At 64.2% G+C, this 19,811-nt stretch carries 20 protein-coding genes and 3 tRNA genes; 6 read left to right on the top strand and 17 right to left on the bottom strand.

Going from position 1 to position 19,811, the window contains the following annotated elements; translation table 11 throughout:
* The first annotated feature begins 68 nt into the window (after positions 1 to 68).
* Complete coding sequence (locus ACZ415_RS08620) at positions 69 to 503, top strand: PAS domain S-box protein (protein ID WP_344701456.1); 435 nt, start codon at positions 69 to 71, stop codon at positions 501 to 503.
* Between the two features lie 157 nt (positions 504 to 660).
* Positions 661 to 2,322 carry an energy-dependent translational throttle protein EttA gene (gene ettA, locus ACZ415_RS08615; RefSeq protein WP_344701459.1) on the top strand — a complete coding sequence of 554 codons (1,662 nt, stop codon included), beginning with the start codon at positions 661 to 663 and terminating at the stop codon, positions 2,320 to 2,322.
* Between the two features lie 73 nt (positions 2,323 to 2,395).
* Here ettA and ACZ415_RS08610 read toward each other — a convergent pair whose 3' ends face one another.
* The 3 genes from ACZ415_RS08610 to purD all read right to left on the bottom strand — a co-directional run bounded on the left by ACZ415_RS08610 (position 2,396) and on the right by purD (position 5,015).
* Positions 2,396 to 2,737: a histidine triad nucleotide-binding protein gene (locus ACZ415_RS08610; RefSeq protein WP_344701461.1), complete on the bottom strand. Its 342-nt coding sequence runs from the start codon at positions 2,735 to 2,737 to the stop codon at positions 2,396 to 2,398.
* Between the two features lie 86 nt (positions 2,738 to 2,823).
* Positions 2,824 to 3,696, bottom strand: a complete 873-nt coding sequence (locus tag ACZ415_RS08605) for a phosphoribulokinase (protein ID WP_344701463.1) — start codon at positions 3,694 to 3,696, stop codon at positions 2,824 to 2,826.
* Entirely contained in the window at positions 3,696 to 5,015 is a 1,320-nt protein-coding gene (purD, locus tag ACZ415_RS08600) for a phosphoribosylamine--glycine ligase (RefSeq protein WP_344701465.1), read from the bottom strand. Before purD ends, ACZ415_RS08605 begins: the two co-directional genes overlap by 1 nt.
* A gap of 140 nt (positions 5,016 to 5,155) precedes the next feature.
* Here purD and ACZ415_RS08595 point away from each other — a divergent pair, with 140 nt between their 5' ends.
* A complete protein-coding gene (locus ACZ415_RS08595) occupies positions 5,156 to 5,869 on the top strand; it encodes a 16S rRNA (uracil(1498)-N(3))-methyltransferase (RefSeq protein ID WP_344701467.1) in 714 nt (237 codons plus the stop codon).
* A gap of 12 nt (positions 5,870 to 5,881) precedes the next feature.
* Here ACZ415_RS08595 and rloA3 read toward each other — a convergent pair whose 3' ends face one another.
* The 13 genes from rloA3 to rnr form a co-directional block, all read right to left on the bottom strand.
* The gene (gene rloA3, locus ACZ415_RS08590) at positions 5,882 to 6,439 is read right to left on the bottom strand and encodes a retropepsin-like aspartic peptidase RloA3 (RefSeq protein WP_344701469.1); all 558 of its coding nucleotides are present in this window, start codon (positions 6,437 to 6,439) and stop codon (positions 5,882 to 5,884) included.
* An 11-nt stretch (positions 6,440 to 6,450) separates the two neighbouring features.
* Complete coding sequence (locus tag ACZ415_RS08585) at positions 6,451 to 7,716, bottom strand: lytic murein transglycosylase (protein WP_344701470.1); 1,266 nt, start codon at positions 7,714 to 7,716, stop codon at positions 6,451 to 6,453.
* A 78-nt stretch (positions 7,717 to 7,794) separates the two neighbouring features.
* Positions 7,795 to 9,186, bottom strand: coding sequence for a DASH family cryptochrome (locus tag ACZ415_RS08580; RefSeq protein WP_344701472.1), 1,392 nt, complete (start codon positions 9,184 to 9,186; stop codon positions 7,795 to 7,797).
* Positions 9,171 to 9,347 carry a DUF2256 domain-containing protein gene (locus ACZ415_RS08575; protein WP_344701474.1) on the bottom strand — a complete coding sequence of 59 codons (177 nt, stop codon included), beginning with the start codon at positions 9,345 to 9,347 and terminating at the stop codon, positions 9,171 to 9,173. Before ACZ415_RS08575 ends, ACZ415_RS08580 begins: the two co-directional genes overlap by 16 nt.
* Positions 9,348 to 9,523: 176 nt before the next feature.
* A complete protein-coding gene (gene hemH, locus ACZ415_RS08570; protein ID WP_344701476.1) occupies positions 9,524 to 10,597 on the bottom strand; it encodes a ferrochelatase in 1,074 nt (357 codons plus the stop codon).
* Between the two features lie 221 nt (positions 10,598 to 10,818).
* Positions 10,819 to 11,106, bottom strand: coding sequence for a hypothetical protein (locus ACZ415_RS08565; protein ID WP_344701478.1), 288 nt, complete (start codon positions 11,104 to 11,106; stop codon positions 10,819 to 10,821).
* A gap of 120 nt (positions 11,107 to 11,226) precedes the next feature.
* Positions 11,227 to 12,627, bottom strand: a complete 1,401-nt coding sequence (gene dnaB / locus ACZ415_RS08560) for a replicative DNA helicase (RefSeq protein ID WP_344701480.1) — start codon at positions 12,625 to 12,627, stop codon at positions 11,227 to 11,229.
* A gap of 166 nt (positions 12,628 to 12,793) precedes the next feature.
* A complete protein-coding gene (gene rplI, locus ACZ415_RS08555) occupies positions 12,794 to 13,240 on the bottom strand; it encodes a 50S ribosomal protein L9 (RefSeq protein WP_344701482.1) in 447 nt (148 codons plus the stop codon).
* A gap of 22 nt (positions 13,241 to 13,262) precedes the next feature.
* Positions 13,263 to 14,120: a hypothetical protein gene (locus ACZ415_RS08550; protein WP_344701484.1), complete on the bottom strand. Its 858-nt coding sequence runs from the start codon at positions 14,118 to 14,120 to the stop codon at positions 13,263 to 13,265.
* Positions 14,121 to 14,132: 12 nt separating this feature from the next.
* On the bottom strand, positions 14,133 to 14,360 hold the full coding sequence (rpsR, locus tag ACZ415_RS08545) for a 30S ribosomal protein S18 (RefSeq protein ID WP_179928855.1): 228 nt from the start codon (positions 14,358 to 14,360) through the stop codon (positions 14,133 to 14,135).
* Between the two features lie 59 nt (positions 14,361 to 14,419).
* Positions 14,420 to 14,803: a 30S ribosomal protein S6 gene (rpsF, locus tag ACZ415_RS08540; protein WP_344701490.1), complete on the bottom strand. Its 384-nt coding sequence runs from the start codon at positions 14,801 to 14,803 to the stop codon at positions 14,420 to 14,422.
* Positions 14,804 to 14,970: 167 nt separating this feature from the next.
* Complete coding sequence (rlmB, locus tag ACZ415_RS08535; RefSeq protein WP_344701492.1) at positions 14,971 to 15,762, bottom strand: 23S rRNA (guanosine(2251)-2'-O)-methyltransferase RlmB; 792 nt, start codon at positions 15,760 to 15,762, stop codon at positions 14,971 to 14,973.
* Positions 15,759 to 18,068 carry a ribonuclease R gene (gene rnr / locus ACZ415_RS08530; RefSeq protein ID WP_344701494.1) on the bottom strand — a complete coding sequence of 770 codons (2,310 nt, stop codon included), beginning with the start codon at positions 18,066 to 18,068 and terminating at the stop codon, positions 15,759 to 15,761. Before rnr ends, rlmB begins: the two co-directional genes overlap by 4 nt.
* Positions 18,069 to 18,371: 303 nt before the next feature.
* Here rnr and ACZ415_RS08525 point away from each other — a divergent pair.
* The 3 genes from ACZ415_RS08525 to ACZ415_RS08515 all read left to right on the top strand — a co-directional run bounded on the left by ACZ415_RS08525 (position 18,372) and on the right by ACZ415_RS08515 (position 18,751).
* Positions 18,372 to 18,458 (top strand) — tRNA-Leu (locus ACZ415_RS08525).
* A gap of 77 nt (positions 18,459 to 18,535) precedes the next feature.
* Positions 18,536 to 18,622 (top strand) — tRNA-Leu (locus tag ACZ415_RS08520).
* A gap of 42 nt (positions 18,623 to 18,664) precedes the next feature.
* A tRNA-Leu gene (locus tag ACZ415_RS08515) sits at positions 18,665 to 18,751 on the top strand.
* A gap of 185 nt (positions 18,752 to 18,936) precedes the next feature.
* Here the strand turns inward: ACZ415_RS08515 and ACZ415_RS08510 are convergent.
* Positions 18,937 to 19,794 carry a DNA/RNA non-specific endonuclease gene (locus ACZ415_RS08510; RefSeq protein WP_344701496.1) on the bottom strand — a complete coding sequence of 286 codons (858 nt, stop codon included), beginning with the start codon at positions 19,792 to 19,794 and terminating at the stop codon, positions 18,937 to 18,939.
* Between the last annotated feature and the right edge of the window lie 17 nt (positions 19,795 to 19,811).

The following is a 19,811-nucleotide window of genomic DNA, read 5'->3' as shown; positions in this document are numbered from 1 at the left end:
GGTCGCCCTGCGGGTGACGCGCTATCCCTCCCGGCACTCGAAGTACCGGGTATCCCGCGCAAGTTCTGATGACACGATCTCCCTTGATCAGCCCGGCGCTGCTGGAACGCATTGTTGACGCTTCGGAAGACGGCATTGTCGTGGCCGAGCAGGAAGGCGACGAAAACATCCTGATCTACGTCAACAAGGGGTTTGAACGCCTGACCGGCTACAGCGCAGACGAGATTCTTTATCGCGACTGCCGCTTTCTGCAGGGCGATGACCGCGACCAGGAAGCGCTTGATGCCATCCGCCGCGCCTTGAAGCAGGGCCTGCCGTCCCGGCAGGTGCTGCGCAACTACAAAAAGGACGGCACCATGTTCTACAACGAGCTGTCGATTACCCCGGTATTCGACGAAGCCGATAACCTGATGTATTACATCGGCGTGCAAAAGGATGTGACCGACCGGGTAGAAGCGCAGCAAGAGCTTGCAGCACTCAAGCGCGCCAATGCCGCCGAGTAAGCCGCCGGCAACGCTGGCCTTTCCCGTCGCCCGGCACTATCATCGTGGCCCTGTCAATCCGGCCCTGTTTGCGTGTAATCCCGCTGCCCGGCGCGTTTGCCCGGGCAGCCCACGCAGCGGCCGCCGACGCTTTCGTTTACCAACCTATCGGATATCCATGGCGCAATACGTCTTCACCATGAACCGGGTCGGCAAGATCGTGCCGCCCAAAAAGCAAATCCTCAAGGACATTTCGCTGTCGTTTTTCCCCGGCGCCAAAATCGGCGTTCTGGGCTTGAACGGCGCGGGCAAGTCCACGCTGCTGCGCATCATGGCCGGTGTCGATACGGAGTTTGAGGGCGAAGCCCGCCCGATGCCGGGTCTGAACATCGGCTATCTGCCCCAGGAGCCGGAGCTCGATGATGACAACAACGTCCGCGACACGGTAGAAGAAGCCCTCGGCGCGATCAAAAAGGCCCAGGAAGAGCTTGAGGCCGTCTATATGGCCTACGCCGAGCCGGATGCCGACTTCGACGCGCTGGCCTCCGAGCAGGCGCGACTGGAAAACATCATCGAAGCCGCCGACGCGCACAACCTTGAGCGCAAGCTGGAAGTCGCCGCCGAGGCGCTGCGCCTGCCGCCCTGGGACGCCACTGTGGGCAACCTGTCCGGCGGTGAGCGTCGCCGGGTGGCGCTGTGCCGCCTGCTGCTGTCCAACCCGGACATGCTGCTGCTCGACGAGCCCACCAACCACCTGGACGCCGAGTCCGTGGCCTGGCTGGAGCGCTTTCTTCACGACTACAGCGGCACCGTGGTGGCGATTACCCACGACCGCTACTTCCTCGACAACGTGGCCGGCTGGATTCTTGAGCTCGACCGCGGCGAGGGCATTCCCTTCGAGGGCAACTACTCGCAGTGGCTGGAGCAGAAAGAAGCGCGGCTGGCCCAGGAATCCAAGCAGGAGGCCTCGCGTCAAAAGGCCATCAAGAAAGAGCTTGAGTGGGTGCGCTCCAACGCCAAGGGCCGCCAGGCCAAGAGCAAGGCGCGCCTGAACCGCTTCGAGGAGATGCAGTCCGGCGATTTTCAAAAGCGCAACGAAACCAACGAGATCTATATTCCGCCCGGCCCGCGCCTGGGCGACAAGGTCATCGAGTTTCACAACGTCGCCAAGCGCTTTGACGACAAGCTGCTCTACGACGACCTGAGCTTTGCCATTCCCCCCGGTGCGATTGTCGGCATCGTCGGCGGCAACGGCGCGGGCAAATCCACTATGTTCAAGCTGATCGAAGGCACCGAAAAGCCCGATGCCGGCGAGGTCGTGCTGGGCGAAACCGTCGAAACCGCCTATGTCGAACAGCTGCGCGACGACATGGAAAACAAGCAGACCGTTTGGGAGGCGGTATCCGACGGCCAGGATATCCTCAACATCAACGGCTACGAAGTGCCGTCCCGGGCCTACGTGGGCCGCTTCAACTTCAAGGGCAACGACCAGCAAAAGCGCCTCGACGAGCTCTCCGGCGGCGAGCGTGGGCGGCTGCAGCTGGCCCAGACGCTCAAGCAGGGCGCCAACGTGCTGCTGCTTGACGAACCGTCCAACGATCTGGATATCGAGACCCTGCGGGCGCTGGAAGAAGCGCTTTTGGCCTTCCCCGGCTGTGCCCTGGTGATCTCACACGACCGCTGGTTCCTCGACCGCATCGCCACGCATATTCTGGCGTTTGAAGGGGATTCCCACGTGGAGTTCTTCGACGGCAACTACACCGAGTACGAAGCCGACCACAAAAAGCGCGTGGGCAGCGACACGCCCAAGCGCATGAAGTACAAGCGCATCGACGCGTAATAGCGCAGCGCGCAGCATGTACGATCAAAAAAGGCACCCGAGGGTGCCTTTTTTGTGTTCAGTGCTTTAAGTGTTAGCCCGCCGGCCAGGTGAATTCGCGCCCGCCAAGCAGGTGCATGTGGATGTGATAGACGGTCTGGCCGCCCATCTCGTTGCAGTTCATCACCACGCGGTAGCCGTCTTCGGCAAAGTCGTTTTGCCTGGCCAGCTTCGCGGCCGCGTACTGCAGCCGCCCTACGGTTTCCAGATCGCTTTCGTTGATATCGTTGAGCGTGGCGATGTGCTTTTTGGGGATGATCAGCACATGGGTCGGCGCTTGAGGATTGATATCGTTGAACGCCAGCACGTGCTCGTCTTCGTAAACGATGTCGGCGGGCACTTCCCGCTCGATCATCTTGCAGAACAAACATTCCATCCGTTTTCCTCCTTGCAATCCGCAACGCTGCCGCGCACGGCTGCGCTTACGGTAGCGTTTTTGCGCGGCATACGCCACGGTCAGCGCTAGTAAAAGCGCCGCTCGGCCAGAAGCTGGCGCAACAGCGGCGCCATGATCAGCTCCAGCGTCAGCGCCAGGCGCGCGCCGGGCACCACCAGGGTGTGCGGCCGGGTCATGAACGAGTCACTGATCATCGCCAGCAGCCAGGGAAAGTCCACCCTTGAGTGCTCGCGAAAGCGAATGACCACAAACGATTCACCGTCGGTGGGAATATCCTGCACCTCAAAGGGATTGGAGGTGTCCACCGCGGGCACGCGATGCAGGTTGATGTGGGTGCGCGAAAACTGCGGCTGAATGCAGCGCACGTAGTCGCCCATGCGCCCGAGAATGGTGTCGATCACCGCTTCCTGGGAATAGCCGCGCATCCGGGTATCGCGGTCGATTTTCTGGATCCATTCCAGGTTCATCGCCGGGGCCACGCCCACCAGCAAATCCACGTGGCGGGCAATGTCGTACTCTTCGGTGACCAGCCCGCCGTGCAGCCCTTCGTAAAAAAGCAGATCAGTGCCGCTGGGCAGCGGCCGCCATTCGGTGAAGGTGCCGACCTTATAGCCCGCCTCCACCTTTTGCTTATCCTCGGCGTGAATATAGTGGCGGTACTGGCCGCTGCCGCCGTCGCCGTATTCCACGAACAGCGCTTCCAGCCGGTCCATCAGGTTGGCCTCGACGGAAAAGTGCGACAGCTTTTCGTAGCGCTCGGGCTCGGCGCAGTACATGCGGTGCAGGTCGTCGCGGGTATAGCGGTGGAAGGCATCGCCGTCGACTATCGCGGCGTGCACGTCTTCGCGCTGAAACATGCGCTCAAAGCTGCGCCGCACCGTGGTGGTGCCGGCACCGGACGAGCCGGTAACGGCAATGATCGGATACTCGCGGGACATCAGCGGCCCCGAGGCGCGGCGCCGGCGGCCTGCTCGGTTTCCCGGGCAATGGCGCGGTGAGCGATATCCCGGCGGTACTGTGCGCCGTCCCAGTGCACGCAGGCCACGCCCCGGTAAGCGGCGTCGCAGGCGTCGAGCACGCGCTCGCCCAGCGCGGTAACGCAGAGCACGCGCCCGCCGGCGGTAAGCAAGCGCCCGTCAGCGTCCACTGCGGTGCCGGCCTGAAACACCTTGCAGCCGCCGGCCTCGGCGGCGTCGATGCCGCTGATCGCATCCCCTTTGGCGTAGCGGCCGGGATAGCCGCCGGCGGCCATGACCACGCCCACGGCGGCGCGGCTGTCCCAGCGGCACTCGCGGCCGGCAAGCGCGCCGTTGGCGCCGGCCAGGCACAGCTCGGCCAGGTCGGACTCAAGGCGCAGCATGATCGGCTGGGTTTCCGGGTCGCCAAAGCGGCAGTTGTATTCGATGACTTTGGGGTTGCCCGCCGCGTCGATCATCAGCCCGGCGTAGAGAAAGCCGGTGTAGGCGTTGCCCTCGGCGGCCATGCCGCGCACCGTAGGCGCAATCACTTGCTCCATGATGCGCGCGTCCACTTCCGGGGTGACCACCGGCGCCGGCGAGTAGGCGCCCATGCCGCCGGTATTGGGGCCGGTGTCACCGTCGCAGGCGCGCTTGTGGTCCTGGCTGGTGGCCATGGGCACGATATTTTCGCCGTCCACCATGACGATATAGCTGGCTTCTTCGCCTTCGAGAAACGCCTCGACCACTACCCGGGCGCCGGCATCGCCGAAGGCGTTGTCTTCCAGCATGTCGCGAATGGCCGCCTCGGCTTCGCTTTCACTGGCGGCCACGACCACGCCTTTGCCGGCTGCCAGGCCGTCCGCCTTGATGACCACGGGCGCGCCGAGCCTGTGCATGTAGTCAAGCGCCGGGGCCACCTCGGTAAAGGTCTGATAGGCCGCCGAGGGAATGGCATGGCGAGCCAGAAAATCCTTGGCAAACGACTTGGAGCCTTCCAGCTGGGCCGCCGCCCGGGTGGGGCCGAAGATCGCAAGCCCGGCCGCCTGAAAACGATCCACCACGCCTTCCACCAGCGGCGCTTCGGGCCCGACCACGGTCAGGCCGACCTGCTCGCTACGGGCGAGCGCGACCAGCCCGTCGATGTCGGTGACGGCGATGTCAACGTTGGTCAGGCCGGGCTCGCCGGCCGTGCCGGCGTTACCCGGTGCCACCAGCACCTGCTCGACCGAGGGCGACTGGGCGATTTTCCACGCCAGCGCGTGTTCGCGGCCACCGCCGCCTATGAGTAGTACCTTCATGCTGTCCCTTCTTGAGCTAAAGCGTCGTGGGCGCCGGTGCCGCGTTCGCCAGGCGCGCTGCAGAGGCGTATTATGCCACAGCCAAGCGCCGGGCCGGCCAGCCCCTGCCGGCGTTTTTCCCACCCATCAACCGATACGCCATGAACCTGATTTTACTCAGCCCTGAGGATATCACCGCCGACGGCAACGCGACGATCCGCGATCCGCGCCGCCTGCGCCACCTGCGCGAGGTGCACCGCGCCGCGCCCGGCCAGCATTTGACCGTAGGCGTGGCCGGCGGCGCCATGGGCCGCGCCGAGCTCACCGCGCTGAACGACCAGCAGGCTACGTTTCACTGCGCGCCGCTGACCCAGACCCCGCCGCCGGCGCTGCCGGTGCATCTGGTGCTGGCCCTGCCCCGCCCGCGCATGCTGGCGCGCACGCTGGAGCACGTCACCGCGCTGGGAGTCAAAGACATCACCCTGCTGCATACCCGGCGCGTGGAGAAAAGCTACTGGCAGTCGCCGGAGCTGGCGGCGGAAAAAATCCGCCGGCATCTGGTGCTGGGACTGGAGCAGGCCCGGGATACCGTACTGCCCGAGGTGACGCTACGCCGCGGCTTTCGCCCCTTTGTCGAAGACGTGCTGCCCGGGCTGCTGAGCACCCGCCGCGGGCTGGTGGCGCATCCGGGCATGGCCAACGCCTGCCCCCGCGGGCTGCGCGAGCCTGCGGTGCTGGTCGTGGGGCCCGAAGGGGGCTTTATCGACTGGGAAGTCGAGCGGCTGCTTGCCGCCGGCTGCGAAGGCATGCACCTGGGCCCGCGCATTTTACGGGTGGAAACCGCCGTGACCGCCCTGCTGTCGCGGCTGTTCTAGGCGGCCTGCAGGCTAGTCGTCGTCTTGCGCGTGCGGCTTGTGCGCCACAAACTCGGCGTCTTCCCCGCATTCGGCATCCCGGGTAAAGGTTCGGCCTACGTCCAGGTGTCCAAGATGGCCAAGGGTGCGCCGCCCCAGCAGTACCGGGTAGTTCATCGCGCTGCGATCGCGCAGGCTGAACTGCTCTTCGTACACGGTGTTGCCTATGCACAGCTTGAGCAGCACCACCGGGCGCTGGTCGCGCCCGCCGGCGCCGCGCACGGTCAGGGTGCGATACAGCGGGCGCTCGACTTCTTCAGTAACGGTGTCGCCGGTGTCTTCGTCTTCCAGCCGGAAACGAAAGCGCACCCAGTCTTCGCCGTCTCGGGTGAAAGATGCAATGTCTCGGGCGTCGATGGATGACGTCAGCGCACCGCTGTCCAGCTTGGCCTTGACCTTGATGTCCCACGGCTTGAGCTCGGCCTTTTCGACCCAGCCCAACACCTCGGACGAGTCGGCAGCGGCGCCGCCGGCCGCCAGCAGGCAGCCGGCCGCCAGCCCGGCGAGCATTCGCGTCACGCATGCGGTCATACAGTACTCCGTTAGCTGTTTTCCAGCCGCTTGAGCAGCGCCTGGGTGGCAAAGCCGTCCGCCGTCAGGCCCTGATCGCGCTGAAAGGCGCGCAGCCCCTTGCGGGTATTGGGCCCCATGATGCCGTCGGCGCCGCCTACCTCATAGCCGGCCCGGTTCAGCAGCCGCTGCAGCCGAGTTACGTCGTCCCGGGTCAGCGGCGCCTGCTCCCGGGGCCAGGCGTTGACGATGCCTCTGCGCCCGGCAACGGCATCGCTTAGCTTGGCCACGGCCAGCGCGTAGCTGGTGGCGTTGTTGTAGCGCAGGATGCTGCGAAAATTGGGGCCGGTAAGAAACGCCGGGCCTTCGGCCCCCGCGGGCACGATGATTTTGGCCTCGGCAAACTCGGGCAGCGTGGCGCCGTCGACGGCGCGCACGCCCCGCCGGCGCCACTGGGCCGTGCTCAGCTGCCCGGTCTGGGCGTAGTCAAAGTCTTCCGGCAGGCGCACCTCGGTGCCCCAGGGCTGGCCCGGCTGCCAACCGGCGCGCTTGAGGTAGTTGGCCGTGGAGGCCATAACGTCAGGGATGCTGCCCCAGATATCCCGGCGGCCGTCGCCGTCGCCGTCTACCGCGTAGGCGCGAAAGCTGGAGGGGATGAACTGGGTATGGCCCATGGCCCCGGCCCAGGAGCCCACCATGTCGTCGGCGGCAATGTCCCCGGCATCGATGATCTTGAGCGCGGCCAAAAGCTCCTGGCGGGCAAAGTCGCGCCGGCGGCCGTCAAACGCCAGGGTGGCAAAAGCGTCCAGCGTGGAATAGTCGCCGAAATGGCGGCCGTAGTTGCTCTCGATGCCCCAGATCGCCACGATCACCTCGGCCGGCACGCCGTAGCGCTTTTGCATGGCCCGGGCGGTAGCCCGGTGGGCGGCAAGCTTTTCCCGGCCGGTGTTCACCCGGGCGCTGGAAACGGCGGTGTCGAGGTACTGCCATATCGGGCGCACGAATTCCGGCTGGTAGCGGTCGTTTTCGATAACCTCGGGGCGGTAGCGCACGCCGTCCAGCGCTCGCTCAAGGGTGCGCTCGCTGATGCCCTGACCTGCGGCGCGGCGACGAAACGCGCCCAGCCAGTCGACGAAGCCGGCGCGCTGCTCGCTGGCCTCGGGCGCCGAGCGGCTATCGACTTCCTGCATCAGCGCGCTTTCGGCCTGAACGCTACCGGCCGCCAGCAGTACGCCCAGCAGCGAGGCGCGGGCAAGACCTGATCGAGCAGACAGCACACCGGGGATAAAAGGCAACATGGCGCTCCTCAGTTGTCGCGGGCAAAGAAGCGATGGTCCCTTATAAACGCGGCCAACGCCAGCCCCGGCGCCTGCCCGTCAGGCGGGCGGAGTGACCCGGGGCGGGGCAAAGCGCTCCGGCGCGTGGCGCCACGGGCGGTGACGCAAGGCGGCGGGCAGCGCCGCCAGTTCGGGCAGCCAGCGGGCCACGTAATGCCCGTCGGGGTCGTAGCGCTCGGCCTGTTTGAGCACGTTGAAGTAGCGGTCGCGACGCGGATCGCGGCCGGTGCCGCCGACGTAGCGCCAGTTTCCCCAGTTGCTCGGCGCGTCAAAGTCGACAAGGCAGTGCTCGAACCAGGCCGCGCCCAGCCGCCAGTCCACGCCCAGATCCTTGACCAAATAGCTTGCGACGTTCTGCCGGGCGCGGTTGGAAAGAAAGCCGGTAGCGGCAAGCTCGACCATGGCCGCATCGATAAAGGGAATGCCGGTGCGCCCGTCGCGCCAGGCGCAGAAGGCATCGCTGAGCGGGGGCAGCTCGCGGCGGCCAAAAAGCCCGCTGCCGTCGAGGGCCGCGGCGTGGTGAAAGTAGTCTCTCCACCACAGCTCGAAGGTGATCCAGTAGCTGGATTCGCACGCGCCGTGGCGCGCCTCCCAGCGTTTGACGGCCTGATGCACTTGGCGCGGCGACAGACACCCCCGGGCCAGCCAGGCCGACAGGCGGGTGGAAAAATCCGGCCCTGCAAGGCCGTTGCGCGTCTGTTTATAGTGCGCCGGCCCCGAAGGCGCAGGCGACGCGCCGGTTTGCCACAGATACGCCTCCAGGCGCTTGTGCCCGGCCGCTTCGCCGCCGACGTAGTCAAACTGCCCGCGCGGGTCGGGCTGCCAGGCGGCGCTTTGCCGGCTCAGCCGGGCAAGCGGCGGAAAGCCGCGCGATGCGTCATCCGGCCAGGGCGGCAGCGTCACCGGCGCGGGCAAGGCCGGGGGAATTTCGGCGTCTTTTTCCACGCGGCGGCGAAACGCCGAAAAGGTGCTCGGCAGCGCGTCCAGGGCAAACGGCAGGGCGGCGGTATCAACCAGGGTGTTGCCTGCAACCACCTCAAGCGCGGTGCCGGCCGGCAGTTTTGATCGTAGCGCATCGATCTGAGCCGCTTCATCGCAGCAGGGTTGGCGGCTTACTCGAACCCGGCGCGGGCGTAGCGTGTTGCACAGCGCGGCGAGCTCATCGGCCGGCGTGCCGATTTTTACCAGCAGATCGCTGCCCAGCCGCAGCAGCTCGCCGCGCAGCGCCATCAGACTTTGCCAGATAAACGTCAGCCGAGCAGGCCCCAGGCGCATTCCGCTTTCCTCGCGGTGCCAAGCGTCCAGTTCGCGACCGTCCAGCACATACACCACCAGCATGGCCTCGGGCGGCGAGGCAAAGCGCAGCAGCGGATTATCCGCTACGCGCAGATCATTGTTGAGCCAGATGATGTCGGTCACGGTCTGGGACATAGCGGCGTCTCCCGGTGGCGGCGAGCGGCCCGTGCCTGGCGGCGGCAGCGTTCACTGCAGTAGCGCACCTCGTCCCAGCAGCGCGCCCATTTCTTGCGCCAGGCAAAGGGGCGCTGGCAGCAGGCGCAGCGTTTGTGCGGCAGGTCGGCTTTGCGCTGCATGGCTCGCTCGCTGGATATCAATAATTCGACAATAAAAACACGTCGTACAATGAATGTACACAAAAGAGACGCGTCGCGGGGAAATCACGGTGCAGCGCCGCCGCAACCCTCGACGGGTACGGCGGCGCTGGCGGAGGGCGAGGCAAGAGCGGGCAGGTACATGCGCCGTGACGGGGTTAGCGCAGCCAGCCGCCAAGCTCGTTGTTGGCGATATCGACCAGCGCGTCGATATGATCGTCGCGGTCGTTCAGGCAGGGAATGTAGGTAAAGGTCTCGCCGCCGGCGGCCATGAAGCTGTCGTGGATCTCTTCTTTTATTTCTTCCAGAGTTTCCACGCAGTCGGCGGAAAACGCCGGGGAAATCACCGCAATATGCTTGTGCCCCTGTTTCGCCAGCTCAGCGACGTGGTCTACCGTTGCCGGCCCCACCCACTTCTCCGGGCCAAACTGGGACTGAAAGGCCGTGTCGATATCGCCTTTTTCCCAGCCCAGCTGCTCGCGCAGCAGGCGCGTGGTTTTCTGGCACTGGCAGTGGTAGGGGTCGCCTTCCAGCAGGTAGCGCTCGGGCACGCCGTGATAGCTTGCCACCAGCTTGCTCGGCGCCGAGTCAAGCCCGGCGCAGCCGTCCACCACCGACGCCGCCAGAGCGCGCACATAGCCCGGATGATCAAAATAGGCCGGCACCGTGCGAATGGCCGGCTGCCATTTCATCTTCATCAGCGTGCGAAACGCCTGGTCGTTGGCCGTGGCCGTGGTGGGCGAGCCGTACTGCGGGTACAGCGGGAAGAACACGATGCGCTTGCAGCCCTTCTCCGCCATGCGGTTGAGCACGCTTTCGGTAGACGGGTTGCCGTAGCGCATGCAGAAATCGACTTCCACGTCGTCGCCGTAAAGGGCTTGCATACGCTGGGCGAACTTTTCCGTCTGCGCCCGGGTAATGGTGAGCAGCGGACTTTCGTCAAGTTCGGTATTCCAAATGCCCTTGTAGGCCTGACCGGAAGCGAAAGGCCGCCGGGTGAGAATGATCAGCTGCAGGATCGGCTGCCACTTCCAGCGGGCGTAGTCGACCACGCGCCGATCAGAGAGAAACTCGCCCAGGTAGCGGCGCATGGACCAGTAGTCGGTATTGTCCGGGGTGCCGAGGTTGGCCAGCACAACACCGACCTTTGCCGGTGCAATGGGCGGGTGGTCGCTGTCGGCGTGAGCCAGGCGGCCCTCACCCGGCTGATCCTTGGCTATCGTGGTGCTCATGCGTCTCTCCTGAATCCGGCGTTGTCATAAGCCCGGATGATAGCACTTTTACCGCACAGCGCGGTACGTCCTTGTGCCCGAAAAACGCGTTGTATAACTATTGATCAAATAGTTTTTGATGAAACCGGTCTCGAAAAGATTGTCTTCACAAAGCCACTCTTAACAAAAGCCCGCTGGCAAAACGGCGCTATGCAAAAATGCAAAAGCGCCCCTGCAACCCGTCACTGGTATTCAGACGGATCAATGGCCTTGCCTAGAGAGTTGCGGTCAATCCAGTTGCCGGCCTTGGTTTCCTTGTAGCGAAACACCACCCGATCACCGATGGCCACGGGCAGCTCGGCATCTTCGGTCTGATAGCTGTAGGCCTCTCCGTCCACCTTCAGCGCATAGCGGTACAGATCGGGCATACCCAGCCACTCCTTGAACGGCCCTTCGCGCTCCACGGCCTGAAGCTCTCCACGCGCCTGCAGTTTGGGCGTACGTTTACCTCGGCGAAAACCACCTGCCATCGTGTTTCCTCTTTGTGATATGTGAGCCGGATACCGGCGCTTTGTGCAACGGGCCGGGCATTATACGTGCTCGCCGGCGAGTCTCAAGCGCGCCGGCACAAGCCAATCTGCGCCGGCGCGCTACTCGCCAAAGGTTTCGCCGTAGCTGTCCGGCGCCAGGTCTTCAAAGCGGGTGTACTTGCCGATAAACGCCATATGCACAGTGCCGATGGGCCCGTTACGCTGCTTGCCGATAATCAGCTCGGCCAGCCCCTGGTTATCGGGGTTGTCGGGATTGTAAACCTCATCGCGGTACACAAAGGCGATAACGTCGGCGTCCTGCTCGATGGCACCGGACTCGCGCAGATCCGACATCACCGGGCGCTTGTTGGGCCGCTGCTCCAGCGAGCGGTTGAGCTGGGAAAGCGCCACCACCGGGCAGCCGAACTCCTTGGCCAGCCCCTTGAGCGAGCGGGAAATTTCCGAAATTTCCCCGGTGCGGTTCTCGGAAAAACCGGGAATCTGCATCAGCTGCAGATAGTCGATCATGATCAGCGCTACGTTGCCGTGCTCGCGCACCACCCGGCGAATGCGCGAGCGCATCTCGTTGGGCGAAAGTGCGGCGGTATCGTCGATAAAAAGCTGCTTGTCCTTGAGGATATTGACCGCCGAGGTCAGCCGCGGCCAGTCCTCGTCTTCAAGCTGGCCGGTACGCACACGGGTCTGGTCAATGCGCCCAAGCGACGACAGCATGCGCAGCATCAGCGATTCCGCAGGCATCTCCATGGAAAACACCATGACCGGCTTGTCGCTGGAAATGACTGCGTGCTCGACCATATTCATCGCAAAGGAGGTTTTGCCCATGGAAGGCCGGCCGGCGATGATCACCAGATCCGACGGCTGCAGCCCGGTGGTCATCTCGTCGAGGTCACGAAACCCCGAGGGCAGCCCGGTCATTTCCCCCTTGAGGTTAAAAAGCTCGTCGATACGATCCACGGCCTTGGTCAAAAGCTCGCTCATGCCGATGGGGCCACCGGCCTTGGGGCGCTCCTCGGCAATCTGGAACACCAGCCGTTCGGCCTCGTTGAGCAGTTCATCCGCCGGGCGCCCCTGGGAGGCAAAGGCGCCGTCGGCAATCTGGTTGGCCGCGCGGATCAGCTTTCTCAGCGTGGCGCGCTCGCGCACGATCTCGGCGTAGGCGCGGATGTTGCTGGCCGACGGGGTGTTGCGCGCAAGCTCGGCGAGAAACGCAAGCCCGCCCACGGTATCGAGCTGGTCCCGGGCTTCCAGCGCCTCAGAGAGCGTCACCACGTCCAGCGGCTGGCCGGCCTCGGCCAGGTGCGCCATGACGTTGAAAATCAGCCGATGCTCGTAGCGATAGAAATCATCCGCCGCCAGATGATCGGCAACGTGATCCCAGGCCGGATTATCCAGCATCAGCCCGCCCAGCACCGACTGCTCCGCCTCCAGCGAGTGAGGCGGCAGCTTCAGCGCGGCGGTCTGCTGATCCACGGGCAGCGCCTCATGCGTGGTGTCCGGCATGGCAAGGCTCCTTGGCAGCACGGTCAACGAAAAAATCAGCGAAAGCATACGACATCCGGCCGGCGGCCGGGAACACAAAGGGCGCGGGGAGTTTCCCCGCGCCCTTCTGCGCGTCGTACATAGCGCCGCCGCCCTCGGGGCGCGGCGGCGTTTATGCGGTCATGGCTTATTCACCCACGACGATAATGCGCACCACGGCGTCGACTTCCGCGTGCAGGTGCAGCGTGATGTCGTACTCGCCGGTTTGGCGCAGCGGCCCTTCCGGCATGCGCACTTCGCGCTTGGCCACGTCGATGCCGGCAGAGGAAATGGCGTCGGCCAGATCCCGCGGACCGATGGAGCCAAACAGCTTGCCCTCTTCGCCGGCCTTGGACACCAGCGAAAGCTCAATCTCGTTGAGCTGCTCGGCGCGAGCTTCGGCCTCGGCGCGGCGCTCGGCGGCCTGCGCTTCGAGCTCGGCGCGCTGGGCTTCAAACGCGGCAATGTTGTCCTTGGTGGCCGGTACGGCGTGGCCGTAGGGAATCAGGTAGTTGCGTCCGTAACCGGGCTTGACGGTGACCTGATCACCCAGGCCGCCCAGCTTGCCAATCTTGTCGAGCAGAATGACTTCCATCTCGTAAACCTCTTGTCAGTTGCTACTGTCCGTTGCTGCGGGCAAGGCGTGCGCGAACGTTGGCGAACGAATCAATCAGCCCTGACAGCAGCACAATGAGAATCATGGGCCAGGTGGTAATCAGCAGCAGGTAAAATGCGCCGAGCCACAGCCCGTTCATCTCCTTTAATCCAATAATTCCGTGTACCAGCGCCACGCCGGCAATCAGCAGCGGCACCCAGCCCACCAGCGCAAACCCGGCCATGCCGAACAGCATGCTGATAGCGCCAAGCCCTGCCAGCAGGGCGAGCTCACGCGGGGCCAGGCGCAGGGCGTGAAACTCCCGGCGAAAGCCGCCGGGGTTATAAAGCCCGGCCTGCCAGCTGCGCCCGATCGCCAGGCAGGCAACGGCCAGCAGCAAAATCACAAGCCCGGTTACCCCGCTGACGACCAGGTCGGCCAGCAGCGTGGTGTCGTAGCCGGTGCGGCCAAGCTCGGTGACCATGCGGTCGAACTCGGCCGAGCTCTGGCGCAGCTGTGCGAGCATGGCTTCGGTGCCGCCCGGCGGGCGAAAAATGCCCAGCTCAATCATGGCAGCGCAGGCCAGGGTGCCGGCCAGCAGCGCTTCGCTCCAGCGCATGCGCTCGCGCAGAACCACGCCCATCAGCGTGGCCAGCAGTACGCTTGCCAGGGGCACTACGTCGCCCTGGGTCCACCACCAGCCGGCGGGAATGGCCGCGGCCAGGATAACCGGCAGCGCGGCTGCAGCACCCTTGCGCAAGGTGACCAGCGCGGCAATAGCCGCACCCAGCCAAAAAAGCCAGGGTATGAGCGAGGCCAGCAGCGTAGCGCCCACGGCGTAGCTCGGGCGCTGCATCAGCCAACGGGCAAAAGCCAGCATGGCGTTGGCGGCTTACTGGTGGCTATCGGTGTAGGGCAGCAGGGCCAGGTAGCGCGCGCGCTTGACGGCGCCGGCCAGCTGACGCTGGTAGCGTGCCTTGGTGCCGGTGATACGGCTGGGAACGATCTTGCCGGTTTCGGTGATGTAAGCCTTCAGCGTGTCCAGATCCTTGTAGTCGATCTGCTTGACGCCTTCAGCGGTAAAGCGGCAAAACTTGCGGCGACGGAAAAAACGTGCCATGGAACAGCTCCTTAATACGTGCAGTAGATAAAGCGCAGGGCGTAAAACAGCAAGCGGCGTTACGCAGACTCGCTGCGCGGCTTGTCATCACGCGGCTTGTCGTCGCGACGCTGACGCTTTTCTTCCACCGGCTTCATCATCGGCGAGGCTTCGGTGATGGCTTCCTTGCAGCGCATGACCAGGCTGCGGATGATCGCATCGTTGAAACGGAAGATGTTTTCGATCTCTTCAAGCGTCTCGCCTTCGCACTCGACGTTCATCAGCACGTAGTGGGCCTTGTGGATCTTGTTGATCGGGTATGCCATGTGGCGGCGGCCCCAGTCTTCCAGGCGATGCACGGTGCCGCCGTTGTCGGTGACAATGCCGGTGTAGCGCTCGACCATGGCCGGCACCTGCTCGCTCTGGTCCGGGTGGACCATGAACACGATTTCATAATGACGCATGGAATCTCCTTGCGGTTTGGCAGCTTCCGTTGGGCACGCGGCCGCAAGGAAGCAAGGAGTCATACTACAATGCGCCGGACGCGCGGGTGCGCTGCCGGGCATCAAGCAGAACGGATAAAAATGCCCGCCGGTAAAAAGCGGGCGCAGGCATTCTATGGAAGCGCCGGCTAACTTGCAAGCCGACGCTGGCGCAGCGCCTCGAAAAGGCAGATGCCGGTGGCAACAGAGACGTTGAGGCTGGAAACCTCGCCGGCCATGGGCAGTTTGGCCAGGTAGTCGCAGGCGTTTCGGGTGAGCCTTCGCATGCCCTTGCCCTCAGCGCCCATCACCAGCGCCACCGGGCCGCTGAAATCGATATCATAGACGCTATGGTCGGCTTCGCCGGCGGTGCCGGTAATCCACACCCCGGCATCTTTCAAGGCACCCAGCGTGCGCGCCAGGTTCGTCACCTGATACACCGGCACGCTCTCCGCCGCGCCGCAGGCGACCTTGCGCACCGTGGCGTTCAGCGGCGCGGCCTTGTCCTTGGCCACGATCACGCCGTGGGCGCCGGCGGCATCGGCGCTGCGCAGGCAGGCGCCGAAGTTGTGCACGTCGGTCACGCCGTCAAGCACCAGCAAAAGCGGCGGCGTGTCGTGGGGCCAGGCCTTGAGCTTGAGCATCAGTGAGGCCTCGCTTTCCGCCACCAGCGGCGGGCAGAACGCCACCACGCCCTGGTGAGCGGCGCCGCGAGTCAGCTGATCGAGCGCCTCCCGCGGGTGTTCCTTGACCACGGCACCGCCGTCCCGGGCCCGGCGGATGATCGTCTGCAATCGCTTAGCGGCTCCTTGCTGCACCCACAGCGCCCGGGGCGCTTCGCCCCGCTCCAGCAGGCTTTCCAGGGCGTGCACGCCAAAGACGTGATCCAGCCCTTCCGGCGGGCGCGGTCCCCGACGATGCGCAGAGCCGTGAGCACTCACGATGCATCACCCTTGCCGCCCGAGCCGGTACGCCGACGGCGCGACGGGCGCTGCGGCCGCGGCGGGCGTTCATCGGCCAGGATGAAGTCGATCTTGCGATCGTCCATGTCCACTCTTGCCACCTGCACGGTGACGCCATCGCCCAGCCGGTAGGTGGTACCGGTACGCTCGCCTTTGAGGCGGTGCTTTTCGGCTTCGTAGTGGTAGTAGTCCGACGGCAGCGAGCTGATGTGCAAAAGCCCCTCAACGAAAAACGCGTCCAGCCGCACGAACAGGCCAAACTGCGTCACCGCCGCCACGCTACCGTCGAAGGTTTCCCCCAGCTTGTCGGACATGAACTCGCACTTGAGCCAGCTTTCCACGTCGCGTGTGGCGTCATCGGCGCGGCGCTCGGTCATCGAGCAGTGCTCGCCGAATTCCAGCATCTGCTCAAACGTGTAGGGGCTCCACTGGCTTGGCGGCTCGACCGGTGCGCCCTCGGCGCGCAGCACCGTATCAGTCTTGCGCGGCCCGCGAATCACCGAGCGGATGGCGCGATGCACCAGCAGATCCGGATAGCGGCGGATCGGTGAGGTGAAATGCGCATAGGCGTCGTAAGCCAGACCAAAGTGGCCTTCGTTCTGGGGCGAATACACCGCCTGGTTCATTGAACGCAGCATTACCGTTTGAATAACGTCGGCGTCCGGCCGGTCGGCGATGCTTTCCCGCAGCGCCTGAAAGTCCTGGGGCGTGGGGTCGTCGCCGTTGGGCAGGGTCAGCCCCAGCTCGCTGAGAAACAGGCGCAGCTTTTCCAGCCGCTCGGCCGAGGGTTTTTCGTGAATGCGATAAAGCGCCGGCAGATCATGGGTATCAAGAAAGCGCGCGGTGGCCACGTTGGCCGCCAGCATGCACTCTTCGATCATCTTGTGGGCGTCGTTGCGGCTGCGCGGCACGATCTTTTCAATCTTGCGCTCGTCGTTGAACACGATCGCCGTTTCGGTGGTGTCAAACTCGATGGCGCCGCGGGCCTCACGGGCCTGGCGCAGCACACGGTACAGCCCGTGGAGCTGCTTTAACGGCGTGACCAGATCGCGATACTCCTCGCGCAGGGCCGCGCCGTCTTCGCTGTCTTCATCGAGAATCGCGGCCACCTTGTTATAGGTCAGCCGGGCGTGGGAGTTCATTACTGCTTCGTAAAAGCGGTAGTCCTTCACTTCGCCGGCGGCGGTGATGGTCATCTCGCAGACCAGCACCAGCCGGTCGACTTTCGGATTCAGCGAGCAAAGCCCGTTGGACAAAAGCTCCGGCAGCATGGGGACCACCTGGCCGGGGAAGTACACCGAGTTGCCCCGCCGGCGGCCTTCGTCGTCCAGCGGCGTCCCCGGGCGCACGTAGTGTGAAACGTCGGCAATCGCCACCATCAGCTTCCACTCGCCGCCTTCGGCCGGCCGGGCATAGACGGCATCGTCGAAGTCCTTGGCGGTTTCGTCGTCGATGGTCACCAGCGGCACGTCACGCATGTCGATGCGGTGGCGCTTGTCGTCTTCTTCGACCTCGGCAGGAATCGAGGCGATCTGATCGATCACCTCGGGCGGAAACTCGGCGGGAATCTCGTAGCTGCGGATGGCAATGTCGATTTCCATGCCCGGGTCCATGCGCTCGCCCAGCACTTCGGCCACCTCACCTACCGGCTGCACTCGCGTCGCCGGCTGCTGGGTAATGTTGACCGACACAACCTGACCGTCCTGAGCGCCGGCGCAGGCGCTGTGCGGCACGATGACTTCCTGGGTAATGCGCGGGTTTTCCGGAATCATCACGCCGAATTCAGGAGTGTTGCGCCGATACACGCCGACCAGGGTCTGGGTGTTGCGCGCCAGCACGTCGACAATCGTGGCTTCGTCACGCCCGCGCCGGTCGCGGCCGCTGATACGCACCAGCACGTAGTCGCCGTGGAAGACGCGGCGCATCTGCCGGGGCTGCAGCACCAGGTCAGGCTTTTTGCCGTCGTCGCGCTGTAAAAAACCGAACCCCTCGCGGTGGCCGATGATTTTGCCTTTGATCAGGTCGAGCTTGTCAATCAGCGCGTAGGCGCCGCCGCGGTTGCGCAGCACCTGGCCGTCGCGCTCCATGGCGGCCAGACGGCGGCGCACGGCCTCCTGAAGCTCGTCATCGTCCAGGCCCAGCATGCGGCTCATGTTCTCGTGGGTGATCGGCTTGCCGTAGGCTTCCAGCGCCGCCAGCAGATACTCTCGGCTGGGCGCCGGATTGGAATACTTGTGGGCTTCGCGACGGGCGTGCGGATCATCGCGTAACGTCCATTCTTTCATGCGGTAGGCATCCTTGATGACGTGCGTGGCAGGCGGTCATGCCTGGCAGGCGCAGAGCGCGGCGAGCAGTAAAATGCAGCGCCGGCGGCGCTGATACAAAAGGGCGCTCTTTCGGGGAATGTGCTTTTCATCATGCGGGCAGTATAGCGTTGCGCGCGCTATCACCCAACCGCCAAATACCCGCAGCCGGCTACACAGGCCGCCGGCACTGGCCCGCGGCCAAGCGGTGCGGGGCGGGCAGCGCCGGCGGCCGATAAAAAAAGCTTGCGTTTTATCATCACGGCGGTATCATACGCGCCACTTGCCCGGGTGGCGGAATTGGTAGACGCGCTAGCTTCAGGTGCTAGTGTCCGTATGGACGTGGAGGTTCAAGTCCTCTCCCGGGCACCATTTCATGGATCAAGGCAGATCGTCGCGCAAAGCGTGATCGTGCTGCGAGACATGAACGGGTGCACAAGGTTATATTCGCCCAGGTGGCGGAATGGGTAGACGCGCTAGCTTCAGGTGCTAGTGTCCGTAAGGACGTGGAGGTTCAAGTCCTCTCCTGGGCACCACGCGAATATAACCGACACGGCAAGTACGCAAAACAACGATGCGCCCGGGTGGCGGAATGGGTAGACGCGCTAGCTTCAGGTGCTAGTGTCCGTAAGGACGTGGAGGTTCAAGTCCTCTCCCGGGCACCACCGCAACGGTGGCAGCCCGCGCATCTTTTCCTGCTTTCTCCTGCAGTGTTTTTCTTGCCCATACTGATTTTTCTCTGCACTGCCCTTCCTCTGTACTCATTTCTCTCTGTACTAACTTCTCTCTGTCCTGCTTTTCTCCTGTTCTGTTTCGTTCTATCCTTTTGTCTGTTCTGGTTGGGCGACTGCTACTGAAAACGCCCGGGCTTGTTTGCCACCGCGTCCAGCGCCCAGCCCTCGGTTCGCGTCTGCCCTTCCAGGCGGTCTTCCATGTCCACGGGCAAGTCGGGGAAAAAATCCAGCCCGGTTCGCGCCTCGATTTCGTCGATACTGACCAGGTAGTCGTCCAGCGGCTCGTTGCCCTTGACGTTTTGCGGCATGATAAACGCCAGCGCTTTCGGGTCGGCAGCGTCCGGGGCGACGATAATCTTGTAAAACGCCGCGGGCACTTCGACAAGCCCTACGCGGTTGAAGACATTCTCCATAAAAGACGGCGGATACACCGGCCCGGTCACGATCTGCAAACGCGTAAAGCGCGGGGCAAAATGATCCATGATCGCCTCTTCCAGGCGCTGCCAGAGCTGGCGATTGAGCGCCGGCTTCTGAGGCAGCATGTTGCTCATGCGGAAGGTGTCGACCTGGGCATCGCGGCCGTGTACCGCGGCAATGGCGTAGTTGGGCGCCAGATGACCCCGGTCGTACCCGCTGCCGAAATAGCTGTCCGGGGCAATCGGCCATAGCGTACGCCAGTCTCTGGTAAAGCCCGGGCGCGAGCCGATGCGGCGGTCGCGTACGGCGTGCACCTGATAGCTTACCCACAGCGCACCGATGCGCACGTCCGACCAGCCCACCAGATAGCCGTCGTTACGCAGCACGCGGTGGACGCTGGTCGGCGTCAGCTCATCCCAGCCGGGCACGCCCATCCAGGTATAGTCGTCGCGGTACTGGCGCTCCTGATACTGCCAGAGCCCGGTGATCGCCACTGCGAAAAGCAGCGTAATGCCCAAACGACGTCCGTATCGGCGAAAGCGTAGCGGCTTGGCCACATCAGGCTCCTGTGATC

This window comes from Halomonas cibimaris, assembly GCF_055379665.1.
Note: the sequence above shows the minus strand (reverse complement) of the source record. Positions and strands in the feature narration are given on the sequence as shown.